The sequence below is a fragment of the Micromonospora zhanjiangensis genome, assembly GCF_042650605.1.
Classification (GTDB): Bacteria; Actinomycetota; Actinomycetes; order Mycobacteriales; family Micromonosporaceae; genus Micromonospora_J; species Micromonospora_J zhanjiangensis.
On the sequence record NZ_JBHSBN010000007.1, the window covers coordinates 77,073 to 102,677 of the forward strand.

31 protein-coding genes and 1 pseudogene are annotated in these 25,605 nt (G+C 72.2%); 18 read left to right on the forward strand and 14 right to left on the reverse strand.

Translation table 11 applies throughout. From position 1 onward, the window contains the following. The first annotated feature begins 9 nt into the window (after positions 1–9). Positions 10–1,260, forward strand: coding sequence for an amidohydrolase (locus tag ACFOX0_RS12610; protein ID WP_377545007.1), 1,251 nt, complete (start codon positions 10–12; stop codon positions 1,258–1,260). A 7-nt stretch (positions 1,261–1,267) separates the two neighbouring features. Here ACFOX0_RS12610 and ACFOX0_RS12615 read toward each other — a convergent pair whose 3' ends face one another. Then, positions 1,268–2,218 carry a DUF4349 domain-containing protein gene (locus ACFOX0_RS12615; RefSeq protein WP_377545009.1) on the reverse strand — a complete coding sequence of 317 codons (951 nt, stop codon included), beginning with the start codon at positions 2,216–2,218 and terminating at the stop codon, positions 1,268–1,270. Between the two features lie 107 nt (positions 2,219–2,325). Here ACFOX0_RS12615 and ACFOX0_RS12620 point away from each other — a divergent pair, with 107 nt between their 5' ends. From ACFOX0_RS12620 to ACFOX0_RS12635, 4 genes and pseudogenes are all read left to right on the forward strand, one after another. Continuing rightward, positions 2,326–2,958 carry an MBL fold metallo-hydrolase gene (locus tag ACFOX0_RS12620; RefSeq protein WP_377545011.1) on the forward strand — a complete coding sequence of 211 codons (633 nt, stop codon included), beginning with the start codon at positions 2,326–2,328 and terminating at the stop codon, positions 2,956–2,958. A gap of 8 nt (positions 2,959–2,966) precedes the next feature. Continuing rightward, positions 2,967–3,923: a hypothetical protein gene (locus ACFOX0_RS12625; RefSeq protein ID WP_377545013.1), complete on the forward strand. Its 957-nt coding sequence runs from the start codon at positions 2,967–2,969 to the stop codon at positions 3,921–3,923. A gap of 105 nt (positions 3,924–4,028) precedes the next feature. Further along, positions 4,029–4,751: pseudogene (locus ACFOX0_RS12630) on the forward strand (SCO6745 family protein); the annotation flags it as partial. A 161-nt stretch (positions 4,752–4,912) separates the two neighbouring features. Then, positions 4,913–5,878 (forward strand): GNAT family N-acetyltransferase, encoded by a 966-nt coding sequence (locus ACFOX0_RS12635; protein WP_377545017.1) that lies wholly within the window; start codon positions 4,913–4,915, stop codon positions 5,876–5,878. A 27-nt stretch (positions 5,879–5,905) separates the two neighbouring features. Here the strand turns inward: ACFOX0_RS12635 and ACFOX0_RS12640 are convergent, their stop codons facing one another. After that, positions 5,906–6,361 (reverse strand): gamma-glutamylcyclotransferase, encoded by a 456-nt coding sequence (locus ACFOX0_RS12640; protein WP_377545019.1) that lies wholly within the window; start codon positions 6,359–6,361, stop codon positions 5,906–5,908. 106 nt (positions 6,362–6,467) lie between these two features. On the opposite strand from ACFOX0_RS12640, the gene ACFOX0_RS12645 reads away from it, so the two are divergent. Then, the gene (locus ACFOX0_RS12645; protein WP_377545021.1) at positions 6,468–7,871 is read left to right on the forward strand and encodes an NAD(P)H-quinone dehydrogenase; all 1,404 of its coding nucleotides are present in this window, start codon (positions 6,468–6,470) and stop codon (positions 7,869–7,871) included. Between the two features lie 406 nt (positions 7,872–8,277). Here the strand turns inward: ACFOX0_RS12645 and ACFOX0_RS12650 are convergent, their stop codons facing one another. Continuing rightward, positions 8,278–8,727 carry a DoxX family protein gene (locus tag ACFOX0_RS12650; RefSeq protein WP_377545023.1) on the reverse strand — a complete coding sequence of 150 codons (450 nt, stop codon included), beginning with the start codon at positions 8,725–8,727 and terminating at the stop codon, positions 8,278–8,280. Positions 8,728–8,819: 92 nt separating this feature from the next. Here ACFOX0_RS12650 and ACFOX0_RS12655 point away from each other — a divergent pair, with 92 nt between their 5' ends. Then, the gene (locus ACFOX0_RS12655; RefSeq protein WP_377545025.1) at positions 8,820–9,368 is read left to right on the forward strand and encodes a TetR/AcrR family transcriptional regulator; all 549 of its coding nucleotides are present in this window, start codon (positions 8,820–8,822) and stop codon (positions 9,366–9,368) included. A gap of 40 nt (positions 9,369–9,408) precedes the next feature. On the opposite strand, the gene ACFOX0_RS12660 is transcribed toward ACFOX0_RS12655, so the two are convergent. Both ACFOX0_RS12660 and ACFOX0_RS12665 read right to left on the reverse strand, forming a co-directional pair. Then, positions 9,409–10,848, reverse strand: a complete 1,440-nt coding sequence (locus ACFOX0_RS12660; protein WP_377545027.1) for a GuaB1 family IMP dehydrogenase-related protein — start codon at positions 10,846–10,848, stop codon at positions 9,409–9,411. Between the two features lie 63 nt (positions 10,849–10,911). Further along, entirely contained in the window at positions 10,912–11,520 is a 609-nt protein-coding gene (locus tag ACFOX0_RS12665; RefSeq protein ID WP_377545029.1) for a LysE/ArgO family amino acid transporter, read from the reverse strand. A gap of 68 nt (positions 11,521–11,588) precedes the next feature. Here ACFOX0_RS12665 and ACFOX0_RS12670 point away from each other — a divergent pair, with 68 nt between their 5' ends. Further along, entirely contained in the window at positions 11,589–12,485 is an 897-nt protein-coding gene (locus ACFOX0_RS12670; RefSeq protein ID WP_377545031.1) for a LysR family transcriptional regulator ArgP, read from the forward strand. Between the two features lie 13 nt (positions 12,486–12,498). Here ACFOX0_RS12670 and ACFOX0_RS12675 read toward each other — a convergent pair whose 3' ends face one another. Next, complete coding sequence (locus ACFOX0_RS12675) at positions 12,499–14,256, reverse strand: acetyl/propionyl/methylcrotonyl-CoA carboxylase subunit alpha (protein ID WP_377545032.1); 1,758 nt, start codon at positions 14,254–14,256, stop codon at positions 12,499–12,501. 146 nt (positions 14,257–14,402) lie between these two features. Here ACFOX0_RS12675 and ACFOX0_RS12680 point away from each other — a divergent pair, with 146 nt between their 5' ends. The 4 genes from ACFOX0_RS12680 (at position 14,403) to ACFOX0_RS12695 (ending at position 18,160) form a co-directional block, all read left to right on the forward strand. Then, positions 14,403–15,023, forward strand: coding sequence for a PadR family transcriptional regulator (locus tag ACFOX0_RS12680; protein WP_377545446.1), 621 nt, complete (start codon positions 14,403–14,405; stop codon positions 15,021–15,023). 127 nt (positions 15,024–15,150) lie between these two features. Then, the gene (locus tag ACFOX0_RS12685) at positions 15,151–16,107 is read left to right on the forward strand and encodes an ATP-binding cassette domain-containing protein (protein ID WP_377545034.1); all 957 of its coding nucleotides are present in this window, start codon (positions 15,151–15,153) and stop codon (positions 16,105–16,107) included. A 12-nt stretch (positions 16,108–16,119) separates the two neighbouring features. Next, complete coding sequence (locus ACFOX0_RS12690) at positions 16,120–16,884, forward strand: ABC transporter permease (protein ID WP_377545036.1); 765 nt, start codon at positions 16,120–16,122, stop codon at positions 16,882–16,884. A 55-nt stretch (positions 16,885–16,939) separates the two neighbouring features. Then, positions 16,940–18,160, forward strand: coding sequence for an MFS transporter (locus tag ACFOX0_RS12695; RefSeq protein WP_377545038.1), 1,221 nt, complete (start codon positions 16,940–16,942; stop codon positions 18,158–18,160). A 15-nt stretch (positions 18,161–18,175) separates the two neighbouring features. On the opposite strand, the gene ACFOX0_RS12700 is transcribed toward ACFOX0_RS12695, so the two are convergent. From ACFOX0_RS12700 to ACFOX0_RS12715, 4 genes are all read right to left on the reverse strand, one after another. Continuing rightward, positions 18,176–18,829 carry an O-methyltransferase gene (locus ACFOX0_RS12700; RefSeq protein WP_377545040.1) on the reverse strand — a complete coding sequence of 218 codons (654 nt, stop codon included), beginning with the start codon at positions 18,827–18,829 and terminating at the stop codon, positions 18,176–18,178. A gap of 9 nt (positions 18,830–18,838) precedes the next feature. Next, positions 18,839–19,570 carry a Maf family protein gene (locus ACFOX0_RS12705; RefSeq protein ID WP_377545042.1) on the reverse strand — a complete coding sequence of 244 codons (732 nt, stop codon included), beginning with the start codon at positions 19,568–19,570 and terminating at the stop codon, positions 18,839–18,841. A 132-nt stretch (positions 19,571–19,702) separates the two neighbouring features. After that, positions 19,703–20,158 carry a hypothetical protein gene (locus tag ACFOX0_RS12710; protein ID WP_377545044.1) on the reverse strand — a complete coding sequence of 152 codons (456 nt, stop codon included), beginning with the start codon at positions 20,156–20,158 and terminating at the stop codon, positions 19,703–19,705. Further along, on the reverse strand, positions 20,158–20,634 hold the full coding sequence (locus ACFOX0_RS12715) for a hypothetical protein (RefSeq protein ID WP_377545046.1): 477 nt from the start codon (positions 20,632–20,634) through the stop codon (positions 20,158–20,160). The genes ACFOX0_RS12710 and ACFOX0_RS12715 overlap by 1 nt, the downstream gene beginning before the upstream one ends. Positions 20,635–20,678: 44 nt before the next feature. Between ACFOX0_RS12715 and ACFOX0_RS12720 the strand changes: the two genes are divergently transcribed. Further along, positions 20,679–21,662 carry a helix-turn-helix transcriptional regulator gene (locus ACFOX0_RS12720; protein ID WP_377545048.1) on the forward strand — a complete coding sequence of 328 codons (984 nt, stop codon included), beginning with the start codon at positions 20,679–20,681 and terminating at the stop codon, positions 21,660–21,662. Between the two features lie 20 nt (positions 21,663–21,682). On the opposite strand, the gene ACFOX0_RS12725 is transcribed toward ACFOX0_RS12720, so the two are convergent. Next, complete coding sequence (locus ACFOX0_RS12725; protein WP_377545050.1) at positions 21,683–22,054, reverse strand: YbaB/EbfC family nucleoid-associated protein; 372 nt, start codon at positions 22,052–22,054, stop codon at positions 21,683–21,685. A 67-nt stretch (positions 22,055–22,121) separates the two neighbouring features. On the opposite strand from ACFOX0_RS12725, the gene ACFOX0_RS12730 reads away from it, so the two are divergent. Genes ACFOX0_RS12730 through ACFOX0_RS12740 form a run of 3 tightly spaced genes read left to right on the forward strand, consistent with a single transcriptional unit; the run spans position 22,122 to position 23,364 of the window. Next, complete coding sequence (locus ACFOX0_RS12730) at positions 22,122–22,346, forward strand: hypothetical protein (RefSeq protein ID WP_377545052.1); 225 nt, start codon at positions 22,122–22,124, stop codon at positions 22,344–22,346. After that, on the forward strand, positions 22,343–22,660 hold the full coding sequence (locus ACFOX0_RS12735; RefSeq protein WP_377545054.1) for a type VII secretion target: 318 nt from the start codon (positions 22,343–22,345) through the stop codon (positions 22,658–22,660). Before ACFOX0_RS12730 ends, ACFOX0_RS12735 begins: the two co-directional genes overlap by 4 nt. Next, on the forward strand, positions 22,657–23,364 hold the full coding sequence (locus ACFOX0_RS12740; RefSeq protein WP_377545056.1) for a hypothetical protein: 708 nt from the start codon (positions 22,657–22,659) through the stop codon (positions 23,362–23,364). The genes ACFOX0_RS12735 and ACFOX0_RS12740 overlap by 4 nt, the downstream gene beginning before the upstream one ends. Here the strand turns inward: ACFOX0_RS12740 and ACFOX0_RS12745 are convergent. Together ACFOX0_RS12745 and ACFOX0_RS12750 are read right to left on the reverse strand one after the other, a co-directional pair. After that, positions 23,361–23,690, reverse strand: coding sequence for a hypothetical protein (locus tag ACFOX0_RS12745; protein ID WP_377545058.1), 330 nt, complete (start codon positions 23,688–23,690; stop codon positions 23,361–23,363). The two genes, ACFOX0_RS12740 and ACFOX0_RS12745, sit on opposite strands and share 4 nt — an antisense overlap. Continuing rightward, a complete protein-coding gene (locus tag ACFOX0_RS12750) occupies positions 23,687–23,905 on the reverse strand; it encodes a hypothetical protein (RefSeq protein WP_377545060.1) in 219 nt (72 codons plus the stop codon). Before ACFOX0_RS12750 ends, ACFOX0_RS12745 begins: the two co-directional genes overlap by 4 nt. Before the next feature lie 109 nt (positions 23,906–24,014). Between ACFOX0_RS12750 and ACFOX0_RS12755 the strand changes: the two genes are divergently transcribed. Both ACFOX0_RS12755 and ACFOX0_RS12760 read left to right on the forward strand, forming a co-directional pair. Continuing rightward, on the forward strand, positions 24,015–24,227 hold the full coding sequence (locus ACFOX0_RS12755; protein ID WP_377545062.1) for a DNA-binding protein: 213 nt from the start codon (positions 24,015–24,017) through the stop codon (positions 24,225–24,227). 33 nt (positions 24,228–24,260) lie between these two features. Next, a complete protein-coding gene (locus ACFOX0_RS12760; RefSeq protein ID WP_377545064.1) occupies positions 24,261–24,458 on the forward strand; it encodes a DNA-binding protein in 198 nt (65 codons plus the stop codon). A gap of 65 nt (positions 24,459–24,523) precedes the next feature. Here the strand turns inward: ACFOX0_RS12760 and ACFOX0_RS12765 are convergent, their stop codons facing one another. Continuing rightward, positions 24,524–25,510: a S8 family serine peptidase gene (locus tag ACFOX0_RS12765; protein WP_377545448.1), complete on the reverse strand. Its 987-nt coding sequence runs from the start codon at positions 25,508–25,510 to the stop codon at positions 24,524–24,526. Positions 25,511–25,605 lie beyond the last annotated feature (95 nt).

Below are 25,605 nucleotides of genomic sequence, written 5' to 3' on the forward strand. Positions count from 1 at the left end.
GAATTCGACGTGACGAGTGCGCTGACCCTGCCGACCCCCGGTCCGGTGGCACCCTGGCCGGAGTTGCCCGGTGCCCGCCCGCTGCCGTTCGAGCTGGATCGGCTCCTCGCCCTGCGGCTGCCGAACCTGGTGGCCACCCGTCGGTTCATCCACGCCCACCCGGAGCTGTCCGGCCAGGAGCACGACACCGCCGCGCTGATCGCCCGCGAGCTGACCGCGGTCGGTCTGACGCCCCGGATGCTGCCCAAGGGCAACGGCGTGATCTGCGACGTCGACGGCCGGCCCGGCGGCCCGGTGGTCGCGCTGCGCGCCGACATCGACGCGCTGCCGCTCGACGACGCCAAGGACGTCCCGTACCGGTCGACGGTGGACGGGGTCTGCCACGCCTGCGGGCACGACGTGCACACCACCGTGCTGCTCGGGGTGGCCGCGCTGCTGGCCCGGCTGGCCCGGCAGGGTGAGCTGTCCGGCCGGGTCCGGCTGATCTTCCAGCCGGCCGAGGAGATCCTGCCCTGCGGCTCGTTGGAGGTCATCGAGGCCGGCGGGCTGGACGAGGTCACCCAGATCTTCGCGCTGCACTGCGACCCGAACCTGCCGGTCGGTCAGATCGGCCTGCGGGTCGGTCCGATCACGGCGGCCGCCGACAACGTCACGGTCCGGCTGACCGGTCCCGGTGGACACACCGCCCGACCGCACCTGACCGTCGACCTGGTCGACGCGCTGGGCCGGCTGGTGACCGAGGTGCCGGCGCTGATCAGCCGCCGGGTGCCGGCCAACAGCGGCCTGCTGCTGGTCTTCGGGCACGCCACCGCGGGCACCCGCTACAACGTCATCCCGACCGAGGCAGTCGCGGCCGGCACGCTGCGGGTGCTGGACCGGGACACCTGGGACAAGGCCCCCAAGATCGTCGCCCAGGTGGTCCGGGACGTGATCGCCCCGACCGGCGCCACCCTGGACATCGAGTACCTGCGCGGTCGACCGCCGGTGGTCAACGACGCCCGGGCGATCCGGGTGCTCTCCGCCGCCACCGCCGCCTCGCTCGGGCCGACCGGCATCGCCGAGACGCCGCAGAGCATGGGCGGCGAGGACTTCTCCTGGTATCTGGAGACCGTCCCCGGCGCCCTGGCCCGGCTCGGTGTCGGACGCAGCACCGCCAACGCCGACCTGCACCGGGCCACGTTCGACGTGGACGAACGGGCCATCGCGGTCGGCGTGCGGCTGCTCGTCTGCACCGCCCTGGAGGCGCTGGCCGGCACCTGACGGTGGCTCAGTCGGTCGTCGGCGCGGCCGCGCCGACGACCGGCGTCGCGGGCCGGGACCGCCGCCGCCGGTGGCGGACCAGCCGGTAGCCGAGGTAGCCGGGTACGCCCAGCGCGACGATCCACGGCAACAGCGCGCCCAGCACGGTCAGCAGCACGCCGAGCGCCGCAAGGAACGCCGCCCAGCCGCCCTTCAAACCGGTCAGGAAGCCCGGCTCGGGGACGGTGACGACCGGCGTGGCGTCCGGCCCGAGCAGGGTCACCGTGATCGTGGACAGCGCGGTGAGGTCGGCCAGTCGGCGCTTCTTCGCCTCCAGCGAGGCCAGGTCGGCCTCCCGCTTGGCCACCTCGCCTTCCAGCATCACCAGGTCGCTCAGCGACTTCGCCTGGGCCAGCAGCCGCCGGCCGCTGTCCACCCGGGCCCGTTGGGTGGCGATCCGGGCGTCCAGGTCGACCGTCTCCTCGGTCGCGTCCCGGGTGCTGATGTCCCGCCGCTCGGGTTCGCCCAGCCCGGCGATCCGCTCCAGCGTCGCGGCGAACCGGTCGGCCGGCACCCGCAGCTCCAGGGTGGCGGTCGAGTCCGACGAGTCGGAGCTGCGCTTGTCACCACCGACGAAACCGCCGGCTCCGGTCACGATCGAGGTGAGCTCGGTGGCGGCCCGGTCGAGCTGCTTCACCCGTACCGTCATCGAGCCGGTGTAGATGATCGCCCGCTGCCCGATCCGCAGGTCGGCCGCGGTGGTTCCGGACTTGCCGGCGGCGTCGGCACCCTCCGCGGCGCCGGCCGGCCCGGCCTGGTTCGCGCCGCCGTCCGGCGCCGCGGCCGGCCCGCCCGCGGCGGAGTCGGACCGCGAGGCGGTCCGGTCCGCTCCCGCGCCGCACCCGGTCAACAGGACGGTCGCCGTCACCACCCCCGCCACCGCCACCAGTACGGTCGTCCGTCGTCCCGTCCCACCCATGGTCGTTCCTCCCGTTGTCGACGTGTCGGTCAGACGCGCGACGCGGACGCCCGGGTTCCGGCAGACTGCGGGTGCGGGAGTCACGATTCGGCTGCAAGGAGGTTGCGGTGCGGTTGACCAAGTACGGCCACGCCTGCGTACGCGTCGAGCACGACGGCGGGGTGCTGGTCATCGACCCGGGAATGTTCACCGAACCGGCCGCCCTGGACGGGGTGGACGCGGTGCTGATCACCCACGAACACGCCGACCACCTGGACGTGGGAGCGCTGGCCGACGCCCTTGCCAGGCGACCGTCGGTGACCGTGCACACCAACGCCGCCGTGGCGTCCAAGTTGGACGCCCTGGCCGGCGTGGTGACGACGGTGGACAGTGGTGACACGTTCACCGCGGCCGGCATGCCGGTACGGGCGTACGGCGGGTTGCACGCCGACATCCATCCGGAGATCCCCCGGGTGCCGAACCTGGGCTTCGTGGTCAACGACCGCGTCTACCACCCCGGCGACTCGTTCGACGTGCCCGACGACGTCACCGTCGACACCCTCTTCGTGCCGGTCTCCGCGCCCTGGCTCAAGCTCTCCGAGGCGGTGGAGTTCGTCCGCGCGGTCGCGCCACGCCGGGCGTACGCCCTGCACGACGCGCTGCTCAGCGACGCCGGTCAGCAGGTCACCGCCGGTGTGTTGAGCCGGCTGGCCGGGTGCGAGTACGCCCGGCTGGAACCGGGCACCGTGCTGCCCGAATGACCACCGCGATGACAGACGTGCCGGACGAGGTGGTCCGGCGGCTCTACACCGCCGCCCCGGACGGGTTCGTGGCGGCCCGGGACGAGGCGGCCCGAGCGGCCCGGGCGGCCGGTGACGCCGCCGCCGCCCGGCGGATCGCCGGACTGCGCAAGCCCACCGTCGCGGCCTGGCTGGTGAACCTGCTGGCCCACCGCCGGCCCGACCTGACGGCCGAGCTGGTCGAGTTGTCCGAGGCGCTCCGGTCGGCGCAGCGGGAGTTGCGCGGTGCGCAACTGCGCGAGCTGTCCGCCCAGCGGCGCGGGGTGGTGACCGCGCTGGTCGGCGCGGCCCGCGCGCTGGCGGTCGAGGCGGATCCCCGGCTGGCCGTCGGGAAGCTGCCGATGGCCGAGGTGGAGGCGACCCTGAACGCCGCCCTCTCGGACGCCGAGGTGGCCGGGCAGGTGCGGTCCGGGCGGCTGGTCCGGGCGGCCAGCTACGCGGGGTTCGGTGAGGTCCCCCGGCCGCAGCTGCGGCTGGTCACCGGGGGCGCCGGTGAGCCGACCCGGCCGGTGGACCGGCCGGCCGGGCGGACCCCGGACCGGGCCGGGCCGGCAGCCGCGGACCGGGCCGGGCCGGCAGCCGCGGACCGGGCCGGGCCGGCAGCCCCGGACCGGGCCGGACCGGCCGCCGACCGGCGCCGGGCGGCCGACCGCCGCAGGGTGCTGGACCGGGAGTACGCCGGCGCCCGGGCCGAGGTGGACCGGGCCGAGGCGGAACTCGACCGGGCGGCGGCGGCCGAACGCGCCGCGGCCGACGAACTGGTCCGGATCGAGGCCGCGCTGGCCGACCTGGAGCGCCGCCGGGCCGCCGCCGAACAGGAGGCGAGCCGGTGCAAGCTGGCCCGGCGTACCGCCGAACGGTCGGTGAGCGCGGCCCGCCGGCACGCCGGTGAGGTGCAGGCCGCGATCGAGGCATTGGAGCCTTAGCCGGGCCGGGCGGTGGCGGGGCAGCGGCGGACCGGTCGGCAGGGGCAGACTCGGGCGGGTGACCGGCGGGTGCCGGTCCCGCGATCGGACAGAGGAAGGCCGCCGTTGACCCCCGAACAGGCCGCCACCGTCAGCCGGCCCAGCGTGCTCGCCCTGGGCCGCGCGCCGGGGGAGTGTCCCCGTACGTTGCGGCGGGCGCGACTGGTCGGGCTCTCCGGCTGGGCGTTCTACGTCACCGGCCGGGGCGGCGCCCTCGGCGACGTGCACGCCGAGACGGTCGCCGCGGCGATCGGCTTCATCGCCCCGGAGGCGGTCGCCGACGGGTGGGACACCGCCGGCCGGACGGCCCGCCCGGCGGAGGTGGCGGCCGGCAACCTGGTGGAGTGTTGCCGGTGGGGCGTCGAGCGGCTCAGCGGCGCTCCCGAGCTGCCCCGGCTGGTGGGGTTGTGCGGTCGGGTGGTCGCCGGGGCGGACGGCGCCGGTCTGCCGCTGTTCGCGGCGTGGCGGGCCATGTCGGTGCCGCACGACGCGCCGGCCGCGCGGCTGGCCGCCCTGCTCTACGTGCTGCGTGAACTCGTCGGCGGGAGCTACCTGCTCGGCGTCCGGGCGGTCGGGATGAGCCCGCGGGACGCCCTGGTGGCGGGGGACGAGGGCGTGGCCGGGGCGGCCGCGCACGGTTGGCCGCCGCCGTATCCGGCGGTGGGCCCGCTGGTCCGCCGACGGCTGCTGGCCCAGGCCATCGGCGACCGGCTGGTCGGCGCCGCGCTGGCCGTGCTGTCGCCGGTCGAGCGGGCCGAGTACGCCGCCGGGCTGGCCGCTCTGCACGCGCGCATCCGCCCTCCGGCCGGGCGTGACGGGGCAGAGCCGGGCGGGGCCGACCCGGACGGCGCCGGTCCGCCCCGCGCCGCCGGTCCGCCCCGCGCCGGCGGTTCGGGCGACGGGCCGGAAAATGAGCGGCGTCCGGGAGCCGGGTCGGGTTAGCTGCTGGCGTGCGCATTCCCGACGGTTGGTCCACCCGCCGCCCCACCCTCGCCGACCAGTCGGCGATCCTGGCCGTGCTGCGGGCCAGCGAGCTCGCCTCGACCGGCGAACCGGACTCCACCCTGGACACCGTCCGGGAGGCGTTGACCGCACCGAACTGTGACCCGGCCCGGGACTCGCTGCTCGCCGTGGATCCGGCCGGCGAGGTGGTCGGCTGGACCTACCTGGACAACCCGACCGGCTCGGACCAGGAGTTCGTCGAGGTGTTCGTCCATCCCGACCGGGGGGAACCGGCCCTGGCGCCGCTGCTCGCCGCCCAGCTCGACCGGGTGGCCGAGCGGGCCACCGAGTTCGGGCACCCGGTGCTGACCCTGAGTGCCGGTGCGATCCCCACCGAGCGGCGCTGGATCGGGACGCTGCGCGCCGCCGGCTTCGACTTCCACAAGCGGCACGCCCGGATGCGCCGCCCGTTGACCGGCCTGCCGGCGCAGCCGCCCGGGCCGCCCGCGGGGGTGCGGATCCGGCCGGTACGCCCGGACGACGCCGCCGACCTGCGGCGGTTCCACGAGATCCTGGAGGCCGGCTTCGGTGCCCTGCCGGACCACCAGCCGTCGACGTACGAGCAGTGGTGGGAGCGGGTGGCCGCCGAGCCGACGGTGGCCTGGGACGAGTGGTTCGTTGCCGAGGTCGACGGAATGCCGGCGGGCATCCTGCAGTCCTCCGACCGGATGCTGGACCAGGACGAGGGCTGGGTCCGCTACCTGTCGGTGTCGGCCGACCACCGACGGCGCGGGATCGGGGCCGCGCTGCTGGCCGCCGCCTTCGCCCGGTACGCCGCCAAGGGGCGCCGGTCCGCCGGCCTGGGCGTGGACCTGGCCAACCCGACCGAGGCGGCCCGGCTCTACCGGTCGGTGGGCATGACCCCGGTGTTCGAGGCGGACATCTTCCAGCGCACGGTATGCGCCGCGGGCTGACCCCGGTCTGATCCGGCCCGGCCCGGCTCAGGCGGTGGCGGTGCCGGTCGGCCGGGTACGCAGCTCGGCCACGTAGTCGTCCGGGGCGCCGGCCTTCTGCGCCGCGTTGGCGATCTCGGAGAGGTACCACGCGGTGGGCAGGCCGCCCTCGTACCCGTCGAAGACGTACACCCAGGCGGTGACCTCGCCGTCCAGGGTGACCACCCGCACGTGCAGCTTCCGGTACGTGCCGGCCGCGACGCCCTCGATATCGTCGAGCTGGCTGGCGTCCCAGGGATGGACGTCGTAGAGCGCCACGAACACCCGGTCGCCGGGGGACTCGACGATGGTGGTCACCGCGCCCTCCCAACCGATCACCCCCTCGCCGGCGAAGGTGAGCCGCCAGCCTTCCAGCCAGCCGGTACCCACCATCGGGGAATGCGGACAATATGCCCGCATCCTGGCAGGGTCGAGGTTAGAGCCGTACGCGGCGTAATGACGCACGGCGATGACGATAGCCCGGTGGACGGGTGGGGGAGAATACGACGGTGCGTGTCGGACGGGTTCGGGAGAAGAAAGTCACTGTGATCGACAACGGAGGGCGAGGACTGTGAGCCACATCGTGATCATCGGTGGGGGGCCGGCCGGTTACGAGGCGGCCCTGGTCGCCGCGCAACTGGACGCGGAGGTCACCGTGGTCGAGGCCGAGGGGGCGGGTGGCGCCTGCGTCCTGTCCGACTGCGTCCCGTCCAAGACCTTCATCGCCAGCTCAGAGGTGGTGACCGGGTACCGCGACCGGGAGGAGTTCGGGGTCCACTCGGACGGGCTGGAGGCGGTCACCGTCGACGGCGCGGCCGTGCACGAGCGGGTCAAGCGGCTCGCCCTGGCGCAGTCCGCGGACATCCAGGCCAAATTGATCAAGGCGGGGGTCTCCTTCGTCTCCGGCCGGGCCCGGCTCGGCGAGGACACGCTCGGTCACACCCACCGGGTGCTGGTCACCCCGGACGACGGTGACTCGGCGTACTCGATCGACGCCGCCACGGTGCTGATCGCCACCGGGGCCACGCCGCGGGTGCTGCCCAGCGCGGTCCCGGACGGCGAGCGGATCCTCACCTGGCGTCAGGTCTACGACCTGCCCGACCTGCCGGACCGGTTGATCGTGATCGGTTCGGGTGTCACCGGCGCCGAGTTCGCCAGCGCCTACCTGGCGATGGGGGTGGAGGTGACCCTGGTCTCCAGCCGGGACCGGGTGATGCCGCACGAGGACGCCGACGCCGCGATGGCGATCGAGCAGGTGTTCCGCTCCCGGGGGATGAGCATCCTGAACAACTCCCGGGCCGAGTCGGTCCGCCGCACCGGCGACGGGGTCGAGGTCGTGCTCGCCGACGGCCGGGTGGTGCACGGCTCGCACGCGCTGATGGCTGTCGGTTCCGTGCCGAACACCGCCGAACTGGGCCTGCCCGAGTACGGCGTCGAGGTCGCCCGGGGTGGCTACGTCACCGTCGACCGGGTGTCCCGGACCAACGTCCCGGGAATCTACGCCGCCGGTGACTGCACCGGGGTGCTGCCGCTGGCCAGCGTCGCCGCGATGCAGGGCCGGATCGCGATGTGGCACGCGCTCGGCGAGGCCGTCCAGCCGCTGCGGCTGCGGACCGTCGCGGCGAACGTGTTCACCGATCCGGAACTGGCCACCGTCGGGGTGTCCCAGGACGAGGTGGACTCCGGCCGTACGCCGGCCCGCCAGGTGATGCTGCCGCTGGCCGGCAACGCCCGGGCCAAGATGGACGACCTCTCGGACGGGTTCGTCAAGCTGTTCTGCCGGCCGGCCAGCGGCCAGGTGATCGGCGGCGTGGTGGTCGCGCCGAAGGCGAGCGAGCTGATCCTGCCGATCACCATCGCGGTGGAGAACCATCTCACCGTCAACCAGCTCGCCCACACGATCACGATCTACCCGTCGTTGTCCGGCTCGCTCACCGAGGCGGCCCGCCAGCTGATGCTGCACGAACAGGAGTGACACCGCGGCCGTACCCGGGCGGGACGCCACCCCGGCGGCGGGCCACGCGCGGGGCACGGCGGACGGCCGCGCGGCGTACCGTTGACGGGCCGGCCCGGGACGCCGGGGCCCCGTTCCTGACGACCCGGCCGTAGCGGCCCGTCGGCAGGTCCCGTGCCGGCGGGCCGTCCCCCACCGTCGCGGCGCGCGGTGTCGCGGCGGCGAAAACCGGCTGCACCGGCCCGACGCGGCGGCGTACGGTCGCCGGTATGCGCAGTGCGATGGTGATGACGACGACGCCGGGATTCCCCGGCGCGCCGCACTGACGTTCAGATCCGTCGACGAGGCCCCGGGCGATCCGCCCGGGGCCTCGTCGCGTTCCGGGTCGGAATCCGCGCCGCGGCCGTGACCCGAGCCGGGAGAACCATCATGCTCGACCACCGACGGCTACGGCGAGCGCGGCACCGACGAAGACGACCTGAAGCACGGTGCGCACTCCCAGCGGGGTGACCGGCCGTCCGGTGAGGGTCAGCCCGCGCCGCGCGGCCGAGGCGTTGGCCGGAAACATGGCCAGCATCAGCAGCGCCAGTCCGGCGGCGGCCCAGCGGGCGGTCACCGGCACGAGCAGTCCGAGCGAACCAGCGAGTTCGAGTACGCCGGTCACGGTGACCAGCAGGTCGGGTCGAGGCAGTCGGGGCGGGACCATCGCGACCAGGTCGGCCCGGCGGGAGGCGAAGTGGGCCAGCCCGGTCAGCGCGAACATCAGGGCGAGACCGGCCCGCAGGGCGGGATGCCAGCCGTCCAGGGCGGCGATGCCGAGCAGGCCGGCGATCCGGGCCGCGGCGGTGCCGGCGATCAGGGCGATCAGGGGTGCCACGAGATGTCCTCTTTCCTCCGACGAGCAATCTTGTCACTGACAAGAATCGGCGAGAAGTGGAATCTTGTCAACGACAAGTTAGAGTGGTGGGCATGGCAGCGACCCGCGCGTATCACCACGGCGACCTGCGTCGCGTCCTGCTCGGCGCGGCGGCGGAGGTGATCGGGGAGTCCGGACCGGGTGCCCTGAGCCTGCGTGACCTGGCCCGCCGGGCCGGTGTGTCGCACGCGGCTCCCGCCCACCACTTCGGGGACAAGGCGGGGCTGCTTACCGCGCTCGCCACGCAGGGCTTCGACCTGCTCGCCGACGCGCTCCGGGCGGCGGGAGACGACCTGTTGGAAATCGGGGTGGCGTACGTGGGCTTCGCGGTCCGGCACCGCGCACACTTCGAGGTGATGTTCCGCCCCGACCTCTACCGCGCCGACGACGCCGAACTGCTCGCCGCCCGGAACCGGACCCGGCGGATCCTGCGCGGCGGCGTCGCCCGGCGCACCGGCCAGGACCCGGACGTCGACGCCCTCGCCGCCTGGTCGATCGTGCACGGCTTCGCCACGTTGTGGCTGTCCGGTGCCCTGCCCTCCCAGGTCGGAGCGGACCCCGAGGCCGCCGCGCGGGCCGTCGCCCGCAGGCTGTTCCCCTGACCCGTGGCGCGGTGGCGCACCGGCGGAGGCGCCGCGCGGTTCACCAGCTGGTCGGCAGCGGCATGCCCTCGGTGTAGCCGGCGGTGCTCTGCACGCCGACCAGGGCCCGTTCGTGGAACTCCTCGATGGTGGCGGCCCCCGCGTAGGTGAACGCGCTCCGGACCCCGGAGATGATCTCGTCGATCAGGTCCTCCACGCCGGGTCGGGCCGGATCCAGGTACATCCGGGCGGACGAGATGCCCTCCTCGAAGATCGCCTTGCGGGCCCGGTCGAACGCGCTGTCCTCGGCGGTACGGGCGCTGACCGCGCGCGCCGAGGCCATCCCGAAGCTCTCCTTGTAGCGCCGGCCGTCCGGGTCGGTGAACAGGTCACCGGGGGATTCGTAGGTGCCGGCGAACCAGGAGCCGATCATCACGTTCGAGGCGCCGGCGGCCAGCGCGAGGGCCACGTCCCGGGGGTGGCGTACGCCGCCGTCGGCCCAGACGTACCGGCCCAGTGCCCGGGCCGCCGCCGCGCAGTCCCGGACGGCCGAGAACTGGGGTCGGCCGACGCCGGTCATCATCCGGGTGGTGCACATCGCGCCCGGCCCGACACCGACCTTCACGATGTCGGCCCCCGCCTCCACCAGGTCCCGTACGCCCTCGGCGGTGACCACGTTGCCGGCCGCGACCGGGACCGCCGGGTCCAGCTTGCGGACCGCCCGCAGCGCCGAGATCATCCGTTCCTGGTGCCCGTGCGCGGTGTCCACCACCAGGGTGTCCACCCCGGCCGCCAGCAGGGCGGCGGCCTTGCCCGTCACGTCGCCGTTGATGCCCACCGCGGCGGCGACGCGCAGCCGTCCCGCGTCGTCCACGGCCGGGCGGTACAGCGTGGCCCGCAGCGCGCCCTGGCGGGTCAGCACGCCCACCAGCCGACCCGCGGCGTCCACCGCCGGGGCGAGCCGGCGCCGGCCCGCGTGCAGCCGGTCGAAGCCGGCGCGCGGGTCCGCGTCCGCCGACACGGTGTGCAACTCCGTCGACATCACGTGCCGGAGCTGGGCGAACCGGTCCACGCCCTCGGTGTCCGCCTCGGTCACCACGCCCATCGGCCGGCCGTCCGGGTCGACCACGATCACCGCGCCGTGCGACCGTTTCGGCAGCAGGTGGATCGCGTCGCCGACGGTGTCGGTCGGGCCGAGGGTGATCGCCGTGTCGTGCACCAGGTGCCGCCGCTTGACCCAGGCGACCACGTCGGCCACCACCTCGATCGGGATGTCCTGGGGAATCACCGCGACGGCCCCGCGCCGGGCCACCGTCTCGGCCATCCGCCGGCCGGCGACCGCGGTCATGTTCGCGACCACCAGGGGGAGGGTGGTGCCGGTGCCGTCGGCCGTGGCCAGGTCGACGTCGAGCCGAGACGCCACCTCGGAGCGGTTGGGCGCCATGAAGACGTCGTTGTAGGTCAGGTCGTACGCGGGAACCGCGTCATGAAGGAACCTCACCCGGCAATCATTCCTGGCCAGCCGCCCCGTCCGCCGCCGGTGGTCGCGGAAAACACGTCCGGCTCACCCGTCCAGCAGCAGGACCGTCGCCGTCGCGGCCATCAGCACGGCGACCGCGCCGTCGAGCGCCCGCCACACGCCGGTACGGGCGAGCAGCGGCGCGAGTCGGCCCGCGCCGACGCCCAACGCGAAGAACCAGGTGAAACTGGCGGTCACCGCGCCGGCTCCGAAGGCCCACCGGTGGGCGTGCTGCTGGGCGATCCCGCCGAGGAGCAGCAGGGTGTCCACGTACACGTGCGGGTTCAGCCAGGTGAACGCGAGGCAGGTCAGCACCGTCACCCGCAGGGCGGTTCGGGGCTGGTCGTCCGGCCGCAGGGCGCCCGGGCGGAGTACGCGGCGGGCGGCGAGCACCGCGTAACCGAGGAGGAAGGCCGCACCGCCCCACCGGAGCAGGGCCGTCAACTCCGGTCGGTGTCCCAGCACCGAGCCCAAGCCGCCCACCCCGGCGCCGATCAGCACGGCGTCCGACGCGGCGCAGATGAACACCACCACGGCGACGTGTTCCCGGCGCAGCCCCTGGCGGAGCACGAAGGCGTTCTGCGCGCCGATCGCGACGATCAGGGCGCCCGAGACGGTGAGTCCGGCGAGGGCGGAGGCGAGGACATCGGGCACGCCACGACGCTAGGTGGCACCGCCCCAGCAGTCCAACTAAAGGATCTGCTATACCATAAGCTTTGCTGATGGAAGGACTCGATTCCGTTCAGCTCCGCACGCTGGCCGCCGTGGTCGCGGAGGGCAGCTTCGAGGCGGCGGCCCGGCTGCTGCACGTGACCCAGTCGGCGGTGAGCCAGCGCATCCGGGCGCTGGAGGGCAGCGTCGGGCAGGTGCTGGTCCGACGCAGCCGGCCGTGCCGGGCCACCGAGGCCGGCCGCCCGCTGCTCCGACTGGCCAGCCAGTTCGCCCTGCTGGAGGGCGAGGCACTGGCCGAGGCCCGCGGGTCGCTGGCCGGGGCCCGTACGGCGTCCCGGGTGGCCGTGGTGGTGAACGCCGACTCCCTGGCGACCTGGTTCGTCGACGCGTTGGCCCGCCTTCCGGCGGAGCTGGCGGTCTCCTTCGACATCCGCCAGGACGACCAGGACCACACCGCCGAGTTGCTCCGCGACGGCTCGGTGATGGCCGGGGTCACCGCCCAGCGGGAGGCGGTGCAGGGCTGCCGGGTACGCCCCCTGGGCGCCATGCGCTACCGGGCGGTGGCCGCCCCGGCGGTGGTCGGACGCTGGTTCGCCGACGGGCTGACCCCGGCGGCGTTGGCCGTGGCGCCGGTGCTCGTCTTCGACCGCAAGGACCGGGTGCAGCACCGGTTCATCCGCGCGGTGGTCGGGCGGGACCTCGACCCGCCGGTGCACTACCTGCCGTCGGTGCCGGCCTTCTCCGAGGCGGTCCGGCGCGGGCTGGGCTGGGCGCTGATCCTGGACCGGCTGGTCCGTCCCGACCTCGCCTGCGGGGCGTGCGTCGAGCTGGACCCGGCCCGCCCGGTCGACGTGCCGCTGTACTGGCAGCACTGGCGGCTGGACTCGACGGTGCTGACGGCGCTCACCGAGGCGGTGCACGCCGCGGCCGCCGAGGCCCTGCACTGAGCCCCGGCGCCGGTCACGCGATGGTGCAGATCACCGAGCTCGCGGTGATCACCGCGCCGACCTCCGCCGACAGGCCGCTGACCGTGCCCGCCCGGTGGGCGTGCAGCGGCTGTTCCATCTTCATCGCCTCCAGCACCACGACCAGGTCGCCCTCGGCCACGGTGTCCCCGTCGGCCACCGCGATCTTGACGATGGTGCCCTGCATCGGGGAGGTGAGCGCGTCTCCACCGGCCGCGGCACCGCCCTTGGCGCCGGCACCCCCGCGCCGGGCCGGCTTCCGGGCGGCCGGTGCGCCGCCGGTCGTACCGGTGGCGAGGCCGGCGGGGAGGCTGACCTCCAGCCGCTTGCCGCCCACCTCGACCACGATGGTGTCGCGTTCGGCCGGGCCCTCGGCGGCGGCCGCGGCCGCCGCGTCGAACGGCGGTACGGTGTTGTCGAACTCGGTCTCGATCCACCGGGTGTGCACCCGGAACGGCTCGGCCGTGAACGCCTCGTCCCGGACCACCAGGCGGTGGAACGGCAGCGCGGTGGCCATCCCCTCGACCACCATCTCGTCCAGCGCCCGGCGGGCCCGCTGCAACGCCTCGGCCCGGGTCTCGCCCGTGATGATCACCTTGGCCAGCAGCGAGTCGAAGTTGCCGCCGATCACGTCGCCGGCCGAGATGCCGGCGTCCACCCGGACGCCCGGTCCGGCGGGCAGCCGCAGTGCGGTCACCGTGCCGGGGGCGGGCAGGAAGTTGCGGCCCGGATCCTCGCCGTTGATCCGGAACTCGATCGCGTGGCCGCGCGGGGTGGGGTCCGCGGACAGCCGCAGTTTCTCGCCGTCGGCGATTCGGAACTGCTCGCGGACCAGGTCGATGCCGGCGGTCTCCTCGGTGACCGGGTGCTCCACCTGCAGCCGGGTGTTGACCTCCAGGAAGGAGATGGTGCCGTCCGCGCCGACCAGGTATTCGACCGTGCCGGCGCCGTGGTAGCCGGCCTCCCGGCAGATCGCCTTGGCGCTGGTGTGGATCTGCTCGCGCTGCTCGGCGGTGAGGAACGGCGCGGGCGCCTCCTCGACCAGCTTCTGGTGCCGGCGCTGCAGCGAGCAGTCCCGGGTGCCGACCACCACCACGTTGCCGTGCGTGTCGGCCAGCACCTGCGCCTCGACGTGCCGCGGCTGGTCCAGGTAGCGCTCGACGAAGCATTCGCCCCGGCCGAACGCGGCCACCGCCTCCCGGGTCGCCGACTCGAACAGCGCCGGGATCTCCTCCATCGTCCGGGCCACCTTCAGCCCGCGCCCGCCGCCGCCGAAGGCGGCCTTGATGGCCACCGGCAGGCCGTGGTCGACGGCGAAGGCGAGCACCTCGTCCGGCCCGCCGACCGGGTCGGGCGTGCCGGGCACCAGGGGGGCGCCCGCCCGCTGGGCGATGTGTCGGGCGGTCACCTTGTCGCCCAGGTCGCGGATCGCCTGCGGGGTCGGGCCGATCCAGGTCAACCCGGCGTCGATCACCGCCTGGGCGAAGTCGGCGTTCTCGCTGAGGAAGCCGTACCCGGGGTGGACCGCGTCGGCGCCGGACCGGGCGGCGACGTCGATCAGCTTGTCGATCCGCAGGTACGTGTCGGTGGCCGAGTCGCCGCCCAGGGCGTACGCCTCGTCGGCGAGGGTGACGTGCGGCGCGTCCCGGTCGGAGTCGGCGTAGACGGCGACGCTGCCCAGGTCGGCGTCGTGGCAGGCGCGGACGACCCGGACGGCGATCTCACCCCGGTTGGCGATCAGTACCTTGCGCACGGTGACGGTCCCCTCTTCTGCTCGGCACTGACCGGGAGTGTATCGGCCGATATGATCAACTTAACGGTCGCTCAGTGTGGGATCGCGCACTGCGGATGGCTTATTCAAACTTGGCTATTACGCTGGTTGCCGTGTCTGCCACCCGAATGATGATCCTGGGCCTGGTCCGCTGGATGCAGCCGGTGCACGGCTACGACGTACGGCGCGAGTTGCTGAGCTGGAACGCCGACGAGTGGGCCAACGTCCAGCCCGGTTCGATCTACCACGCGCTGCGCAAGCTGACCGAGGAGGGGCTGCTCCGCGCGGTCGCCACCGAGCAGGTCGGCGCCCGGCCGGCCCGGACCACGTACGAGGTGACCGCCAAGGGGGTGGACGAGTTCGAGACGCTGCTGCGCGACCAGTGGTGGCAGTTGCGGACCCCGACCGACCCGTTCGCCGCGGCGTTCTCGTTCCTGCCGGCGATGCCCCGGGACGAGGCGGTGGCGGCGCTGCGCAACCGGGCGAGGCTGCTGCGCGCGGCGAGCGCCTCGATGGCCGCGTCCCTGGAGTCGGACTGGATCCGCACCTCCAAACCGGTACACGTGGCGTGGCTGTTCGAACTCTGGCAGAGCCGGGCCGACGCGGAGGCGACCTGGTGCGACCGGATCGCCGAGCGGGTCGAGTCCGGGATTCCGTACCTGCCGGAGGGCCTCGCCGGCCAGGGCTGGGCCGTCGTGGACGATGCCCGCCGGCCGTCGAACGGGACCGACGAGACTGACGAGAAATAATCAAGCTTGACCATGAAGATATATCGCCTATAGCCTCGACCCCAGCGTCGGGGCGCACGCCGCATGGCGTCGCTCCTCGGGGGAATGCGGTCGGCCGTCGGGCCGGCCCGGTCGACCGGGAGTCGAAATGATCGAAACCAGAGGGTTGCGGAAGTCCTTCCGCTCCCGACAGGGCAGGGACACCAAGACCGTCGACGCGGTCCGGGGCGTCGACCTCACCGTCGCCGAGGGGGAGATCTTCGGGTTCCTCGGACCCAACGGCGCCGGCAAGACGACCACGCTGCGGATGCTGGCCACGCTGATCGAGCCGGACGGCGGCGACGCCCGGGTGGCCGGCGCCGACCTGCGCACCGACCCCGCCGAGGTGCGCCGCCGGATCGGCTACGTCGCCCAGGGCGGCAGCACCTGGGACGAGTCCACCGCCCGCGAGGAACTGGTCCTGCAGGGCCGGATGTACGGCCTGGCCAAGGCCGACGCCCAGCGCCGGGCCACCGAGGCGCTGGCCGCGTTCCAGCTCACCGAGTACGCCGACCGCAAGTGCAAGACGTACTCGGGTGGTCAGCGCCGCCGGGTGGACATCGCGCTCGGCATCATCCACCAGCCGAGGATCGTCTTCCTGGACGAGCCGACCACCGGCCTCGACCCGCAGAGCCGGGCCCACATGTGGGACGAGATCCGGCGGCTGCGCGGCGAGGGGATGACCGTCTTCATCACCACCCACTACCTGGACGAGGCCGACGCGCTCTGCGACCGGATCGCCATCATGGACCACGGCGAGATCGTCGCCGAGGGGACACCGGCCGAGCTCAAGCGGGAGATCTCCGGCGACATCGTCACCATCGGCATCGACGGACCGGTCGCCCGGGCCACCGAGATGCTCGACACCCAGCCGTACGTGACCAAGCTGGAAACGCCCGACGAGGGCGGCCTGCGGCTGCACGTGGACGACGGCGCGACCGCGATGCCGCAGATCCTGCGCGCCCTGGACGGTGCCGGCGTCACGCTGAACACCATCGGACTGCACCGGCCCAGCCTCGACGACGTGTTCCTCACCAAGACCGGCCGCTCGTTGCGGGAAAGCTGAGAGAGGCAACCGATGAAACTCGCCCGGGACACCTGGCTGATCTTCCAGCGTCAGATGCTGCTGCTCTGGCGCAACCCGATCTGGGTCTTCGTCGGCATCTTCCAGCCGGTGATGTACCTGCTGCTCTTCGCGCCGCTGCTCAAGCCGGTGCTGGCCCCGCTGGCCGGGTACAGCAACGCCGCCACCTACCGCATCTTCGTTCCCGGTCTGCTGGTGCTGCTGGCCATCTTCGGCGGGCTGTTCCAGGGCTTCGGCCTGATCGCCGAACTACGGGCCGGGGTGATCGAACGCTCCCGGGTCACCCCGGTCAGCCGGTTCGCGCTGCTGCTCGGCCGGTCCCTGCGGGACGTGGTGTCGCTGCTGGTCCAGGCCATGCTGATCACCCTGCTGGCGCTGGCCTTCGGGCTGCGGGTGCAACTGGGCCACCTGCTGCTGGCGTACCTGCTGCTGGCCCTGATCGCGATGATGACCTCGACGCTGTCCTACGGGGTGGCCCTGATGGTCAAGAGCGAGGACGCGCTCGCCCCGCTGATGAACACCGTGGCCCAGCCGGTGCTGCTGCTCTCCGGCATCCTGCTGCCGCTGGCCTTCGCCCCGAAGTGGCTCAGGCGGGTGGCCGACTGGAACCCGTTCTCCTGGGCCGTGGACGGGGCACGGGCGCTGTTCGCCGGCCACATCGGCGACGACTCGGTCTGGCAGGGCTTGACGATCATGGGCGTGATCACCGTACTCGCGGTGGTCTGGGCGGCCCGGCTGTTCGCCCGCAGCGTCCGCTGAGACCTCCCTCTCAGCAGGCGGCGGGGCCGGCCCGAACGCACGTACCGTTCGGGCCGTGCCCCGCCTCGCCCGCGACCGGATCACCTGGTTGCTCTACGCCCAGCTCGGTCTCTGGGGCTTCTTCCTCTACGGCTTCGGTCCGCTGGTCCCGCTGCTGCGCGACGAGCAGGGCACCAGCACCGCCGTGGCCGGCCTGCACAGCATCGGCATCGCGGTCGGTTCCGTCCTCGGCGGCTACCTGTTCCCCCTGGTGGCCCGCCGGATCGGTCGCGGCCCGACCAGCTGGCTCGGCCTCGGCGGCGTCGCCGCCTCGGTCGGCGCGCTGTGCCTGCTCCGCCCGTTGCCGGCCACCCTGGCCGCCGTCGTGGTCGTCGCCGCCTTCGGCATGCTGCTGCTCGGCGGGATCAACGTGCTGCTCTCCGCCCACCACGGTCCGGCCGCGCCGGCCGCGCTCAGCGAGGCCAACGCCGCCTGCGCCGGCATGGGCATCCTCGCGCCGCTGCTGATCGGGCTCGCCGTGGGCGCCGGCCTGGGCTGGCGGCCCGCCATGGCCGCCGAGGTCGGCCTGATCGCGCTCGTCGCGCTGGTCGCCCGCAGCTTCCGGGTACGCCTACCGAAAACCGCCCCCGCTCCCGCGGCTGCCGCCCAACCCGTCGGGCTGACCGCCCCGACCCGGGTGCGGTTGCCGCGGGCGTACTGGATCGCCTGGGTGTTGATGTCGGTGACCGGCTCGATCGAGGTGTGCCTGTCGCTCTGGGCGGCCGACGTGCTGCGTACCCACGCCGGGCTGTCGGCCGGGCGGGCCTCGGCGGCGCTGGCCGCGATCGTGACCGGCATGTTCCTCGGCCGGTTGGCCGGTGGCCGGCTCGCGTTGCGGGTGGCGCCGGTGCCGCTGCTGCTGGCTGCGCTCGGCGTGTCCTTCCTCGGGTTCGTGGTCTTCTGGGTCTCGCCGGTCGGCTGGCTGGCCGTGGCCGGTCTGCTCGTCCTCGGGCTGGGTAACGCGCTGCACTACCCGCTGGCCATCTCGATCGCACTGACCGCCGCCGGGGACCAGGCGGACCGGGCGGCGGGCTGGTCGACGTACTCGATGGCGGTGGGTTTCGGCATCGCCCCGGTGCTCCTCGGCCGGGTGGCCGACGGGATCGGCCCGCACCTGGCGTTCCTGCTGCTGCCGCTGTTCATCGCGTTGGCCGCCCTGCTCACCCTCCGCCTCGGCCGCGCACTCCGCCCCGTCGCGGTCGCCCCGCCATCCCTCACCTCCCCGGCCTCGTCCTGACCCGTCGTCGTGGGGTCAGCGGCGGCGGGCCAGGGTGAGGCCGTCGGCGACGGGGAGCATGACGAGGTCGACCCGTTCGTCGGAGCGCACCGCGTCGTTGAAGGCGGCGATGGCGCGGTCTCCCTCGTTCTGTGGGGCCAGCACCCGGCCACCTCGCAGCACGTTGTCGACCAGGATGACGCCGCCGGATCGCATCCGGGGCACCAGCTCGGCCCAGTAGATCGGGTAGCCGGTCTTGTCGGCGTCGATGAAGGCCAGGTCCAGGTGCGGCTCGGCGGGCAGCGTACGCAGTTGCTCGGCCGCCGGTCCGATGCGCAACTCGATCCGGTCGGCGACCCCCGCCCGGTCCCAGTAGCGGCGGGCGATCGAGGTGAACTCCTCGGAGATGTCGAAGCAGGTCAGCCGGCCGCCGGCGGCCAGACCGCGGGCGATGGCCAGTGCGGACGTACCGGTGAAGGTGCCCACCTCGACCGCCTGCCGCACGTCCAGCAGCCGGGTGAGGAAGGTCAGGAAGGCACCCTGCTCCGGGGCGATCTGCATGTCGGCGTCCTCGGGCAGCACCGCCCGGGTCTCGTCGTACAGGTCGCGGGCGATCTCGTCCGGCGGCGTGCCGTGTGCGACCAGGTAGCTGTGCAGTTCGTCGGTCAGCGGCACGGATTTCGTCGTCATGATGCGACGTTAGTGCAACGGGGGAGCCGCCTCGCCGCCCGGCGTGGGATCGTGCCACAAATCGGTGATCCGTACGTCCAACCGGCCGAGCAGGTGCCGCAGCAACGGCAGGGACAACCCGACCACCGTGGCCGCGTCCCCTTCCACCCGCTCCACGAACGGACCGCCCAACCCGTCGATGGTGAACGCCCCGGCCACCTGCAACGGCTCGCCGGTGGCCACGTACGCGGCGATCTCCGCGTCGCTGACGTCCGCGAAGTGCACCACCGTGGCGGCGACCGCCTCGGCCCGCCGGTCCGCGTGCCCGCCGCCCGCGCCGCCCGCGGTGTGCCCGCCGTCGCCCGCGTGGGTGGGTGCCGTCTCGATCAGGCAGTGCCCGGTGTGCAGAACGCCGCTGCGGCCGCGCATCCGCCGCCAGCGGGCGGTCGCGTCGGCGGCGTCGGTCGGCTTGCCGAGGATCTCCCCGTCGAAGGCGAGCACCGAATCGCAGCCCAGCACCAGCGTGCCGGGCGGGATCTCCCGCCGGCCGGCGGCCTGGTCGGCGCGGACCCGGTCGACGATCGCCTCGGCCTTCAGCCGGGCCAGGTCGAGGCAGAGCGAGTCGGCCTTCTCGGCGTCGACGGTCGACTCGTCGACCCCACTGACCAGCACCTCCGGCTCGATGCCGGCGGCGCGCAGCAGCTTGAGCCGGGCCGGGCTGGCCGAGGCGAGGATCAGGTGGGGCGAGGTCGAGTTCCGCACGACGCAACACGCTACCCGGCCCCTTACCCGCCGCCCGTAGGAGTCTTGGACAGGTGGCGTTAGCTGTTAACGCCACCTGTCCAAGACTCCGAGCCGGTTACCGATGGGGGCGTGGACGCCGTACCGGATGGGTCACGGACGGCGGGTGAAGTCCATGGTCCAGTTGGTCTCCCAGGTCCGTTCCCCGTCGGTGGAGAAGGCCTGCTCCCAGCGGGCCGTGCCCGCGGCGGGCCGGGTCCACCGGAACCGGCAACGGACCGGGCGACCGTCGTCGGTGTCGTCGGCGAGGAAGGTGCCGACGCCGTCGGTCCACCGGCCCACCACCGGGGGCAGGAACAGTTGGCCGTACCGGCTGTTCAGCCAGTAGATCGACCACTCCTGCCGGTCGGCGTCGAAGATCCGGACGGTGGCGCCGGAGAAGCCCTTCGTCGGGAAGCTGATCTCGTCGAAGCTGCCGACCCCGCCGAAGAACGTCCGGGCCACGGTGACGCCGGGGAACTCGTCCCAGTCGTCGCTGCCGACGTGCCGCTGCCGCAACTGCCGGTTGATTACGTCCCAGGTGCCGGTGAAGAAGTCGAAGTCGCCCATCAGCGGCCCACCGGCCCGTCGGCCCGGGTGTCGGCCAGCCAACCGTCCAGGTCCGGTTCGTCCGGGTCGAGGACGTGCCGGATCCACGCGCCCCGCTCGTGCTCGAAGACGCCCAACTCCCAGACGCAGCCGACGATCTGCCGGTCCAGCGGGACGAACCGGCTCGGGTCGGTGTCCGGGCAGCCGAGCACCGGCTGCCCGGACACCATGGTCCGCACCCGCACCACGTTCCCCCAGAACCAGCTGTACGCGAGCAGATAGGCCCCCGTGTCCGCCCCCCGATGCACCACCACCCAACTGGCCGCCGGCGTCCCCTCGTCCCCCTCCGGGAGGAGGGCGGGGAGGATGTCGTAGGCGGCCTTTTCCACCTCGGGTTCGAGGGGGCGGGTGGGTTGGTCGATGTGGTAGCGCTTGACCCGCCGACCGTCGACCGTGATCGGCGGCAGGACGCGCAGTTCCTTGTCGTGGAATGCCATGCCGGTACGGTAGGCAGCCTTCACTGACAGGTACCGTCAGTGGAGTGCGGGCCAGTCGACTTCTTTCCATCCTCCTGCTGCTGCAGGCCCGGGGTCGGCTGACCGCCGCCCAGCTCGCCGCCGAGCTGGAGGTCTCCGTCCGCACCGTCTACCGGGACGTCGAGTCACTGCACGCCGCCGGCATCCCGCTGTACGGCGAGGCCGGCCACGCCGGCGGCTACCAACTGGTCGACGGGTGGCGGACCCGACTGACCGGGCTCACCGAGGCCGAGGCCGGCAGCCTCTTCCTGGCCGGTCTGCCCGGTCCGGCCGCCGAGCTGGGCTACGGCGCGGTGCTGGCCACTCTCAAACTCAAGCTCAGCGCCGCACTCCCGGCCGAGTTGGCCGACCGGGCCGCCCGGGTGCAGGAACGCTTCCACCTCGACGCCCCCGGCTGGTATTCCGACGGCGATCCGTCCCCGCACCTGGCGGCCACCGCCGACGCGGTCTGGGAGCAGCGCCGCATCCGGGTCCGCTACCGCAGCTGGCGCGGCGACGCCGAGCGCACCCTGGAGCCGTACGGGCTGGTGCTCAAGGGCGGCCGCTGGTACGCCGTCGCCCGTACCGTCGGTGGGAGTCGGCCCGGCCCCGCGACGTACCGGATCAACCAGGTCCTGGCCCTGACCGCCACCGACGAATGCTTCGACCGGCCGGCGGACTTCGACCTGGCCGGCTGGTGGCACGCTCACGTCCGCGACTTCCGGACCCGCCTGCACCAGGACGAGGCCCGCATCCGCCTCTCGCCCGCCGGCCGCCGCCGGCTGCGCGAGGTGGCCGCGGACCCGGTGGTACGGGCGGTGGACGACACCGCCGAGGCGCCGGACGCCGACGGTTGGGTCACCGCCCGGGTACCGATCGAGTCGCTGACCCACGCGCACGGCGACTTCCTGCGACTGGGCGCGGAGGTGGAGGTACTGTCGCCGGCACCGCTGCGGGCCCGGATCGCCGAAACGGCCCGCGGCCTGGCCGCGCTCTACCCGCCCGGCTGAGGCTCGACGGCCTGCGAACGCTACATGCGGTCAAGCCGATCCAGCAGGTGGGCATGGATCGCGCGAGCCTCCTCGGTGACCTGCTCGACCTGTCGAGCGAGGTCGGCCCTGGACGCCTCAATCGACCCCACGCCGAACGTCGAGCCGCTTTGGTCGACCTGCGCCCGCACCGCAGCGGAGGCCTGAGCCTGCAGGTCTTCATGGGCGGCGCGGATCGCGGCGATGATCGATGTGCCCAGTGTTCCGCTCGACATCCGCATTCCGGCCGGCTCGATGTGAATCTCAGTGGGCAAACCGGCGGCGTCCACCCGCGCCAGGACCAGACCGTCCTCGGAACGGCCGACACCGGTGAGTCGATCGAGCGCATCTATCAACGGTTCCTGCTGCTCCATGCGTATCCCTTCGTCACTTCGTGCGCCCTCCCACGGTATGTGGTGGCGTCGATGCATAGTGGACCTCGTGACTAAACCCGACATCGGTCGAATGCTTCGTTACGTCGGCTTGACGATGCTCGCCATTGGGACGGCCGGTGCCGTCGGTGGGGTGCTCGCCATTCTGGTCACCGTGATCGGGGTGCGCGAGCACATCAGTACCGCCGTCGACGTGCTTGTTGGCGCGGGGATGTGTCTCGGCATCGCCTCAGGCCTGTTGGTTGCCGCCCGTCATCTTGGAGGAGTCCGATGAGCAACGGCTTCGACGTCGATCCGAACCACCTGCGCAGAGTCGCGGTGCAGATCGAAGATTTGACGACTCGGGTCGAGAGCCTCGGCCGTAGGTCAACCGACGGCGAGACAAGTCCGACCTCGTTGGTGTTCCCGCAACATCCGCAGGGCCAGCGGGCCGGGCAGATTTGGCAGGACGCCAGGCCGGTCTTTACCCAGGCCCTCACCCAGGCAGCACAGATGCTTGCTCGTACCGGTAACAACTTCCGGGCGGCGGCCGCCGCTTACGAACAGGCTGACAGCAACGCCACCAGCCGGATGGGTCCGTTGCAGTGACTAACGTCGAGGCTAAGTACGACATCGACATGTCCGACGTGCGACGGGTCGAGAGGCTCGTCGGAGCGAAACTTCCCGACATCCTTGAACCCTTGCGGCAAGTCGACGGCGATTTCGAAGCGGTCAAGGCGTCCCTACGCTACTACCGCGAAATCGCAGACGAGATTGACGCTGTCTACGCGGATCTTGCGCAGGTCCGCGCCGACGTCGCCTGGGCCGGCCATGCTGGTGATTCCGGCCGCAACGCGCTGGACTGGATCCTGCTCGTGCTGGGATGGATCGGCGCGATCATTCTGGCGGTTGTCGCGGCCCTGCTCATGTTGGTGGCGTTGCTGTTGTACGCGATCGGGGCCATCCTCCAGTGGATAGGCAAGGCCCTTGCCGTGGTCGCTGCCTGCGTCGCGGTGATCGTTCTGCTCGTGGTGCTGATCCGCTCCGGCGGCCGGGGGCAGACCGGTCGTCTGACCATGATCTGGGCGGCGCTGCGGGCAACGTTCGACATGGTCTACATGGCTACCCTTGGGATCACCGGCGCGCTCGGCGACGGCTTGGGGTGGCTGTGTGAACAGGCCGCCAAGGGAGTCATGTGGTTGGCGCTCTGGCTGGTCGAGGTTGGGACGAAATGGACCGATTCACCACCCGATCAAGTCGAACCTCTGCGCAGGGAACGCAACAAACTTTTCGGCGCCGACGCAAACGACTAGCGATTCACCGGGGGTGGTTGGCGTTTCTCTGTAGTGCTGGGGTCAGGCGGAGGCAGATACGTTCCAAAGGCGGTGCATCTGGTCCAGCCGACGAACCGGGTGAACATGGCGGTCGTGTCAAGCTCGGACGGGTCGAGTCGGTACAGGTCGGCCACCGCCTCGTGCAGCACTGTCGTCATGTAGACGCTGAGCCCTGGGCGGTCGTTCTCGTACTCGCCCTTGAGGGTCAGGCGGGCGTGGGCGCACGGCCACGGTCCGGCGCAGGCGCGGCAGATCCAGAGCGGCCGGATCGGCGTGTGCGCCCGGAGGGCGTACGGCAGGTTCATTGCCGCTCACCGTCCCGGCGCCAGACGGCGGCCTGGTTGCGCTCGGGGGAGCGGTTGGTCGGCCAGGCGGGACGGTTGGCCCAGGCTGGCCGGTAGTCGCGCGGCTCGGTGGGCACGGCGGCCAGCCGGTCCGGGCAGGTCTTCCAGCGGAAGCCGCAGACGCACCACCGCCCCCACCGGGCCCAGTTCCGACGATGCCGCGGCGCAAGCGGCACAGGTTTCGCTGTACGGCGTATGGGCATACCGCCATGTTGCCCAGTTGATAGGCAAGCGTCAAGCCCCCCTAGGCATGCGAAAGTTTTCGGTATCCGGAGTGTCCCAAAGATGGAGTTGGAGCTGTGGGCCGCGCAGGAGATCGGGCAGTACCTCAATGTGTCTCGGCAGCGCGTCTCGCAGCTAGCCGCCCGTCATCATGATTGGCCGCAACCAGTCGCCACTTTGGCGGTCGGTCGGATCTGGCTGGCTGATGACATCCGAGCCTGGGCGGCGAAGCGCGGCCGTCCACTTCCGATCGACGAACCCGACGAAGGCGAGTGACACATAAATACCTGCGGCCGGATGGTCTGAAAGGTGGCAGAAGAGGTCATGGCGATGGCCGAGATCGCGGCGTTTCTCGGCATCTCTCGCCAGCGCGCCAGCACTCTCGCCGAGCGCCCGGACTTCCCAGCGCCGATCGCGCATCTCACTGTCGGTCGAGTCTGGTCGACCGCTGACATCCGCAGGTACGCAGCTCGCCGTCGCGCCGAACTCGAAGGTGAGGCCGGCTGACAAATGCTGCGGGGGTCGGACGCTCCAACTGCTGAGTAGGAGACCGGCCGGAGCGCGGAACGCGGTCAGCGAGCGTCCGGCCGCCTCCGGAGGCGAGGTAGCAGTACGGCGACCACGAGCCCGACGACGAGTAGAGCCGCGACGGCGATCATCACCAGCGTGAGGGTGGTGTTGTTCGACCGCTTCTCAGGGGGTGCGGTGATCGCGGACGTCGGCGGGCTCGGGTTGATCGACGCGCTCACGCTCGCCGATGGCTCCAACGGCGGTACGTCCGCCGTCAGCGCGGCTATCAGGTTGAGTTCCCCGTAGCCGTACTCGGGGTCGCGGCCGGGCGAACCCTTGTCCGTGGCGGTCGCCGTGAGCCGGTGGACCACTTCTTTTGCCGACAAGTTCGGATACTTGCTCCGAATCAGCGCCACCGCTCCTGAAACAATGGCGGTGGAGTCGGACGTGCCGCTGCTCGTGCGGTATTTGCCACCTATATCGGTGCTGCAGATGTTTGCGCCCGGGGCGACAATCACAATCTGCTTACCGCTGACTGATATAGCTGCTCGCTCTCCGGACTGATCGGTGGCTCCTGTCGCAACGACCCCATCCAAGGCGGCTGGATATGTGACTCCGTAATCCTGTGGTCGATTTCCGGCTGCTGCGACAATCACTATGTCTGCGGCTAATGCTGCTCGAATCGCCGAGAGGTCATTGGGGCCTAATCCTCCACCTAGTGAGAGATTTATTACCCTAACCTTCCGGACTGTTGCCCATTCGACTGCCTTTGATAGTGACGATGGATCGCTGGTTTGCTTTTTTTCGGTGTACCTCACGGGCAGGATCTTGGCTTCAGGTGCTATGCCAGAGACAAGCCCTGCCATGGCGGTACCGTGGCCATCAATATCGCGACGACCGTCGCCGGTTCCATTCGGAAATGTCTCTGTGCCTGGCAGCAGCCTTCCCTGCAGGTCCGAGTGGGGGTCGACGCCAGTATCAATAACGGCGACGGTGGATCCACCACCCTTGCTGATCCTATGTGCCTCAGTAACTTTTAGGTGTGACAAATGCCACGGGCTTTCGCAGGCTCGGCTTGCCTGCGCAGGCGATACAGGCATTGCCGTAACGGCTGGGATGAGGAGAGCCGCGATGGCTCTGGCCG

Coding starts and splice junctions, on each gene's coding strand:
- ACFOX0_RS12615 (WP_377545009.1), bottom strand. CDS start 2,218: ATGGGTGGGACGGGACGACGGACGACCGTACTGGTGGCGGTGGCGGGG.
- ACFOX0_RS12625 (WP_377545013.1), top strand. CDS start 2,967: ATGACAGACGTGCCGGACGAGGTGGTCCGGCGGCTCTACACCGCCGCC.
- ACFOX0_RS12655 (WP_377545025.1), top strand. CDS start 8,820: ATGGCAGCGACCCGCGCGTATCACCACGGCGACCTGCGTCGCGTCCTG.
- ACFOX0_RS12670 (WP_377545031.1), top strand. CDS start 11,589: ATGGAAGGACTCGATTCCGTTCAGCTCCGCACGCTGGCCGCCGTGGTC.
- ACFOX0_RS12680 (WP_377545446.1), top strand. CDS start 14,403: ATGATGATCCTGGGCCTGGTCCGCTGGATGCAGCCGGTGCACGGCTAC.
- ACFOX0_RS12685 (WP_377545034.1), top strand. CDS start 15,151: ATGATCGAAACCAGAGGGTTGCGGAAGTCCTTCCGCTCCCGACAGGGC.
- ACFOX0_RS12690 (WP_377545036.1), top strand. CDS start 16,120: ATGAAACTCGCCCGGGACACCTGGCTGATCTTCCAGCGTCAGATGCTG.
- ACFOX0_RS12700 (WP_377545040.1), bottom strand. CDS start 18,829: ATGACGACGAAATCCGTGCCGCTGACCGACGAACTGCACAGCTACCTG.
- ACFOX0_RS12710 (WP_377545044.1), bottom strand. CDS start 20,158: ATGGGCGACTTCGACTTCTTCACCGGCACCTGGGACGTAATCAACCGG.
- ACFOX0_RS12715 (WP_377545046.1), bottom strand. CDS start 20,634: ATGGCATTCCACGACAAGGAACTGCGCGTCCTGCCGCCGATCACGGTC.
- ACFOX0_RS12725 (WP_377545050.1), bottom strand. CDS start 22,054: ATGGAGCAGCAGGAACCGTTGATAGATGCGCTCGATCGACTCACCGGT.
- ACFOX0_RS12735 (WP_377545054.1), top strand. CDS start 22,343: ATGAGCAACGGCTTCGACGTCGATCCGAACCACCTGCGCAGAGTCGCG.
- ACFOX0_RS12745 (WP_377545058.1), bottom strand. CDS start 23,690: ATGAACCTGCCGTACGCCCTCCGGGCGCACACGCCGATCCGGCCGCTC.
- ACFOX0_RS12755 (WP_377545062.1), top strand. CDS start 24,015: ATGGAGTTGGAGCTGTGGGCCGCGCAGGAGATCGGGCAGTACCTCAAT.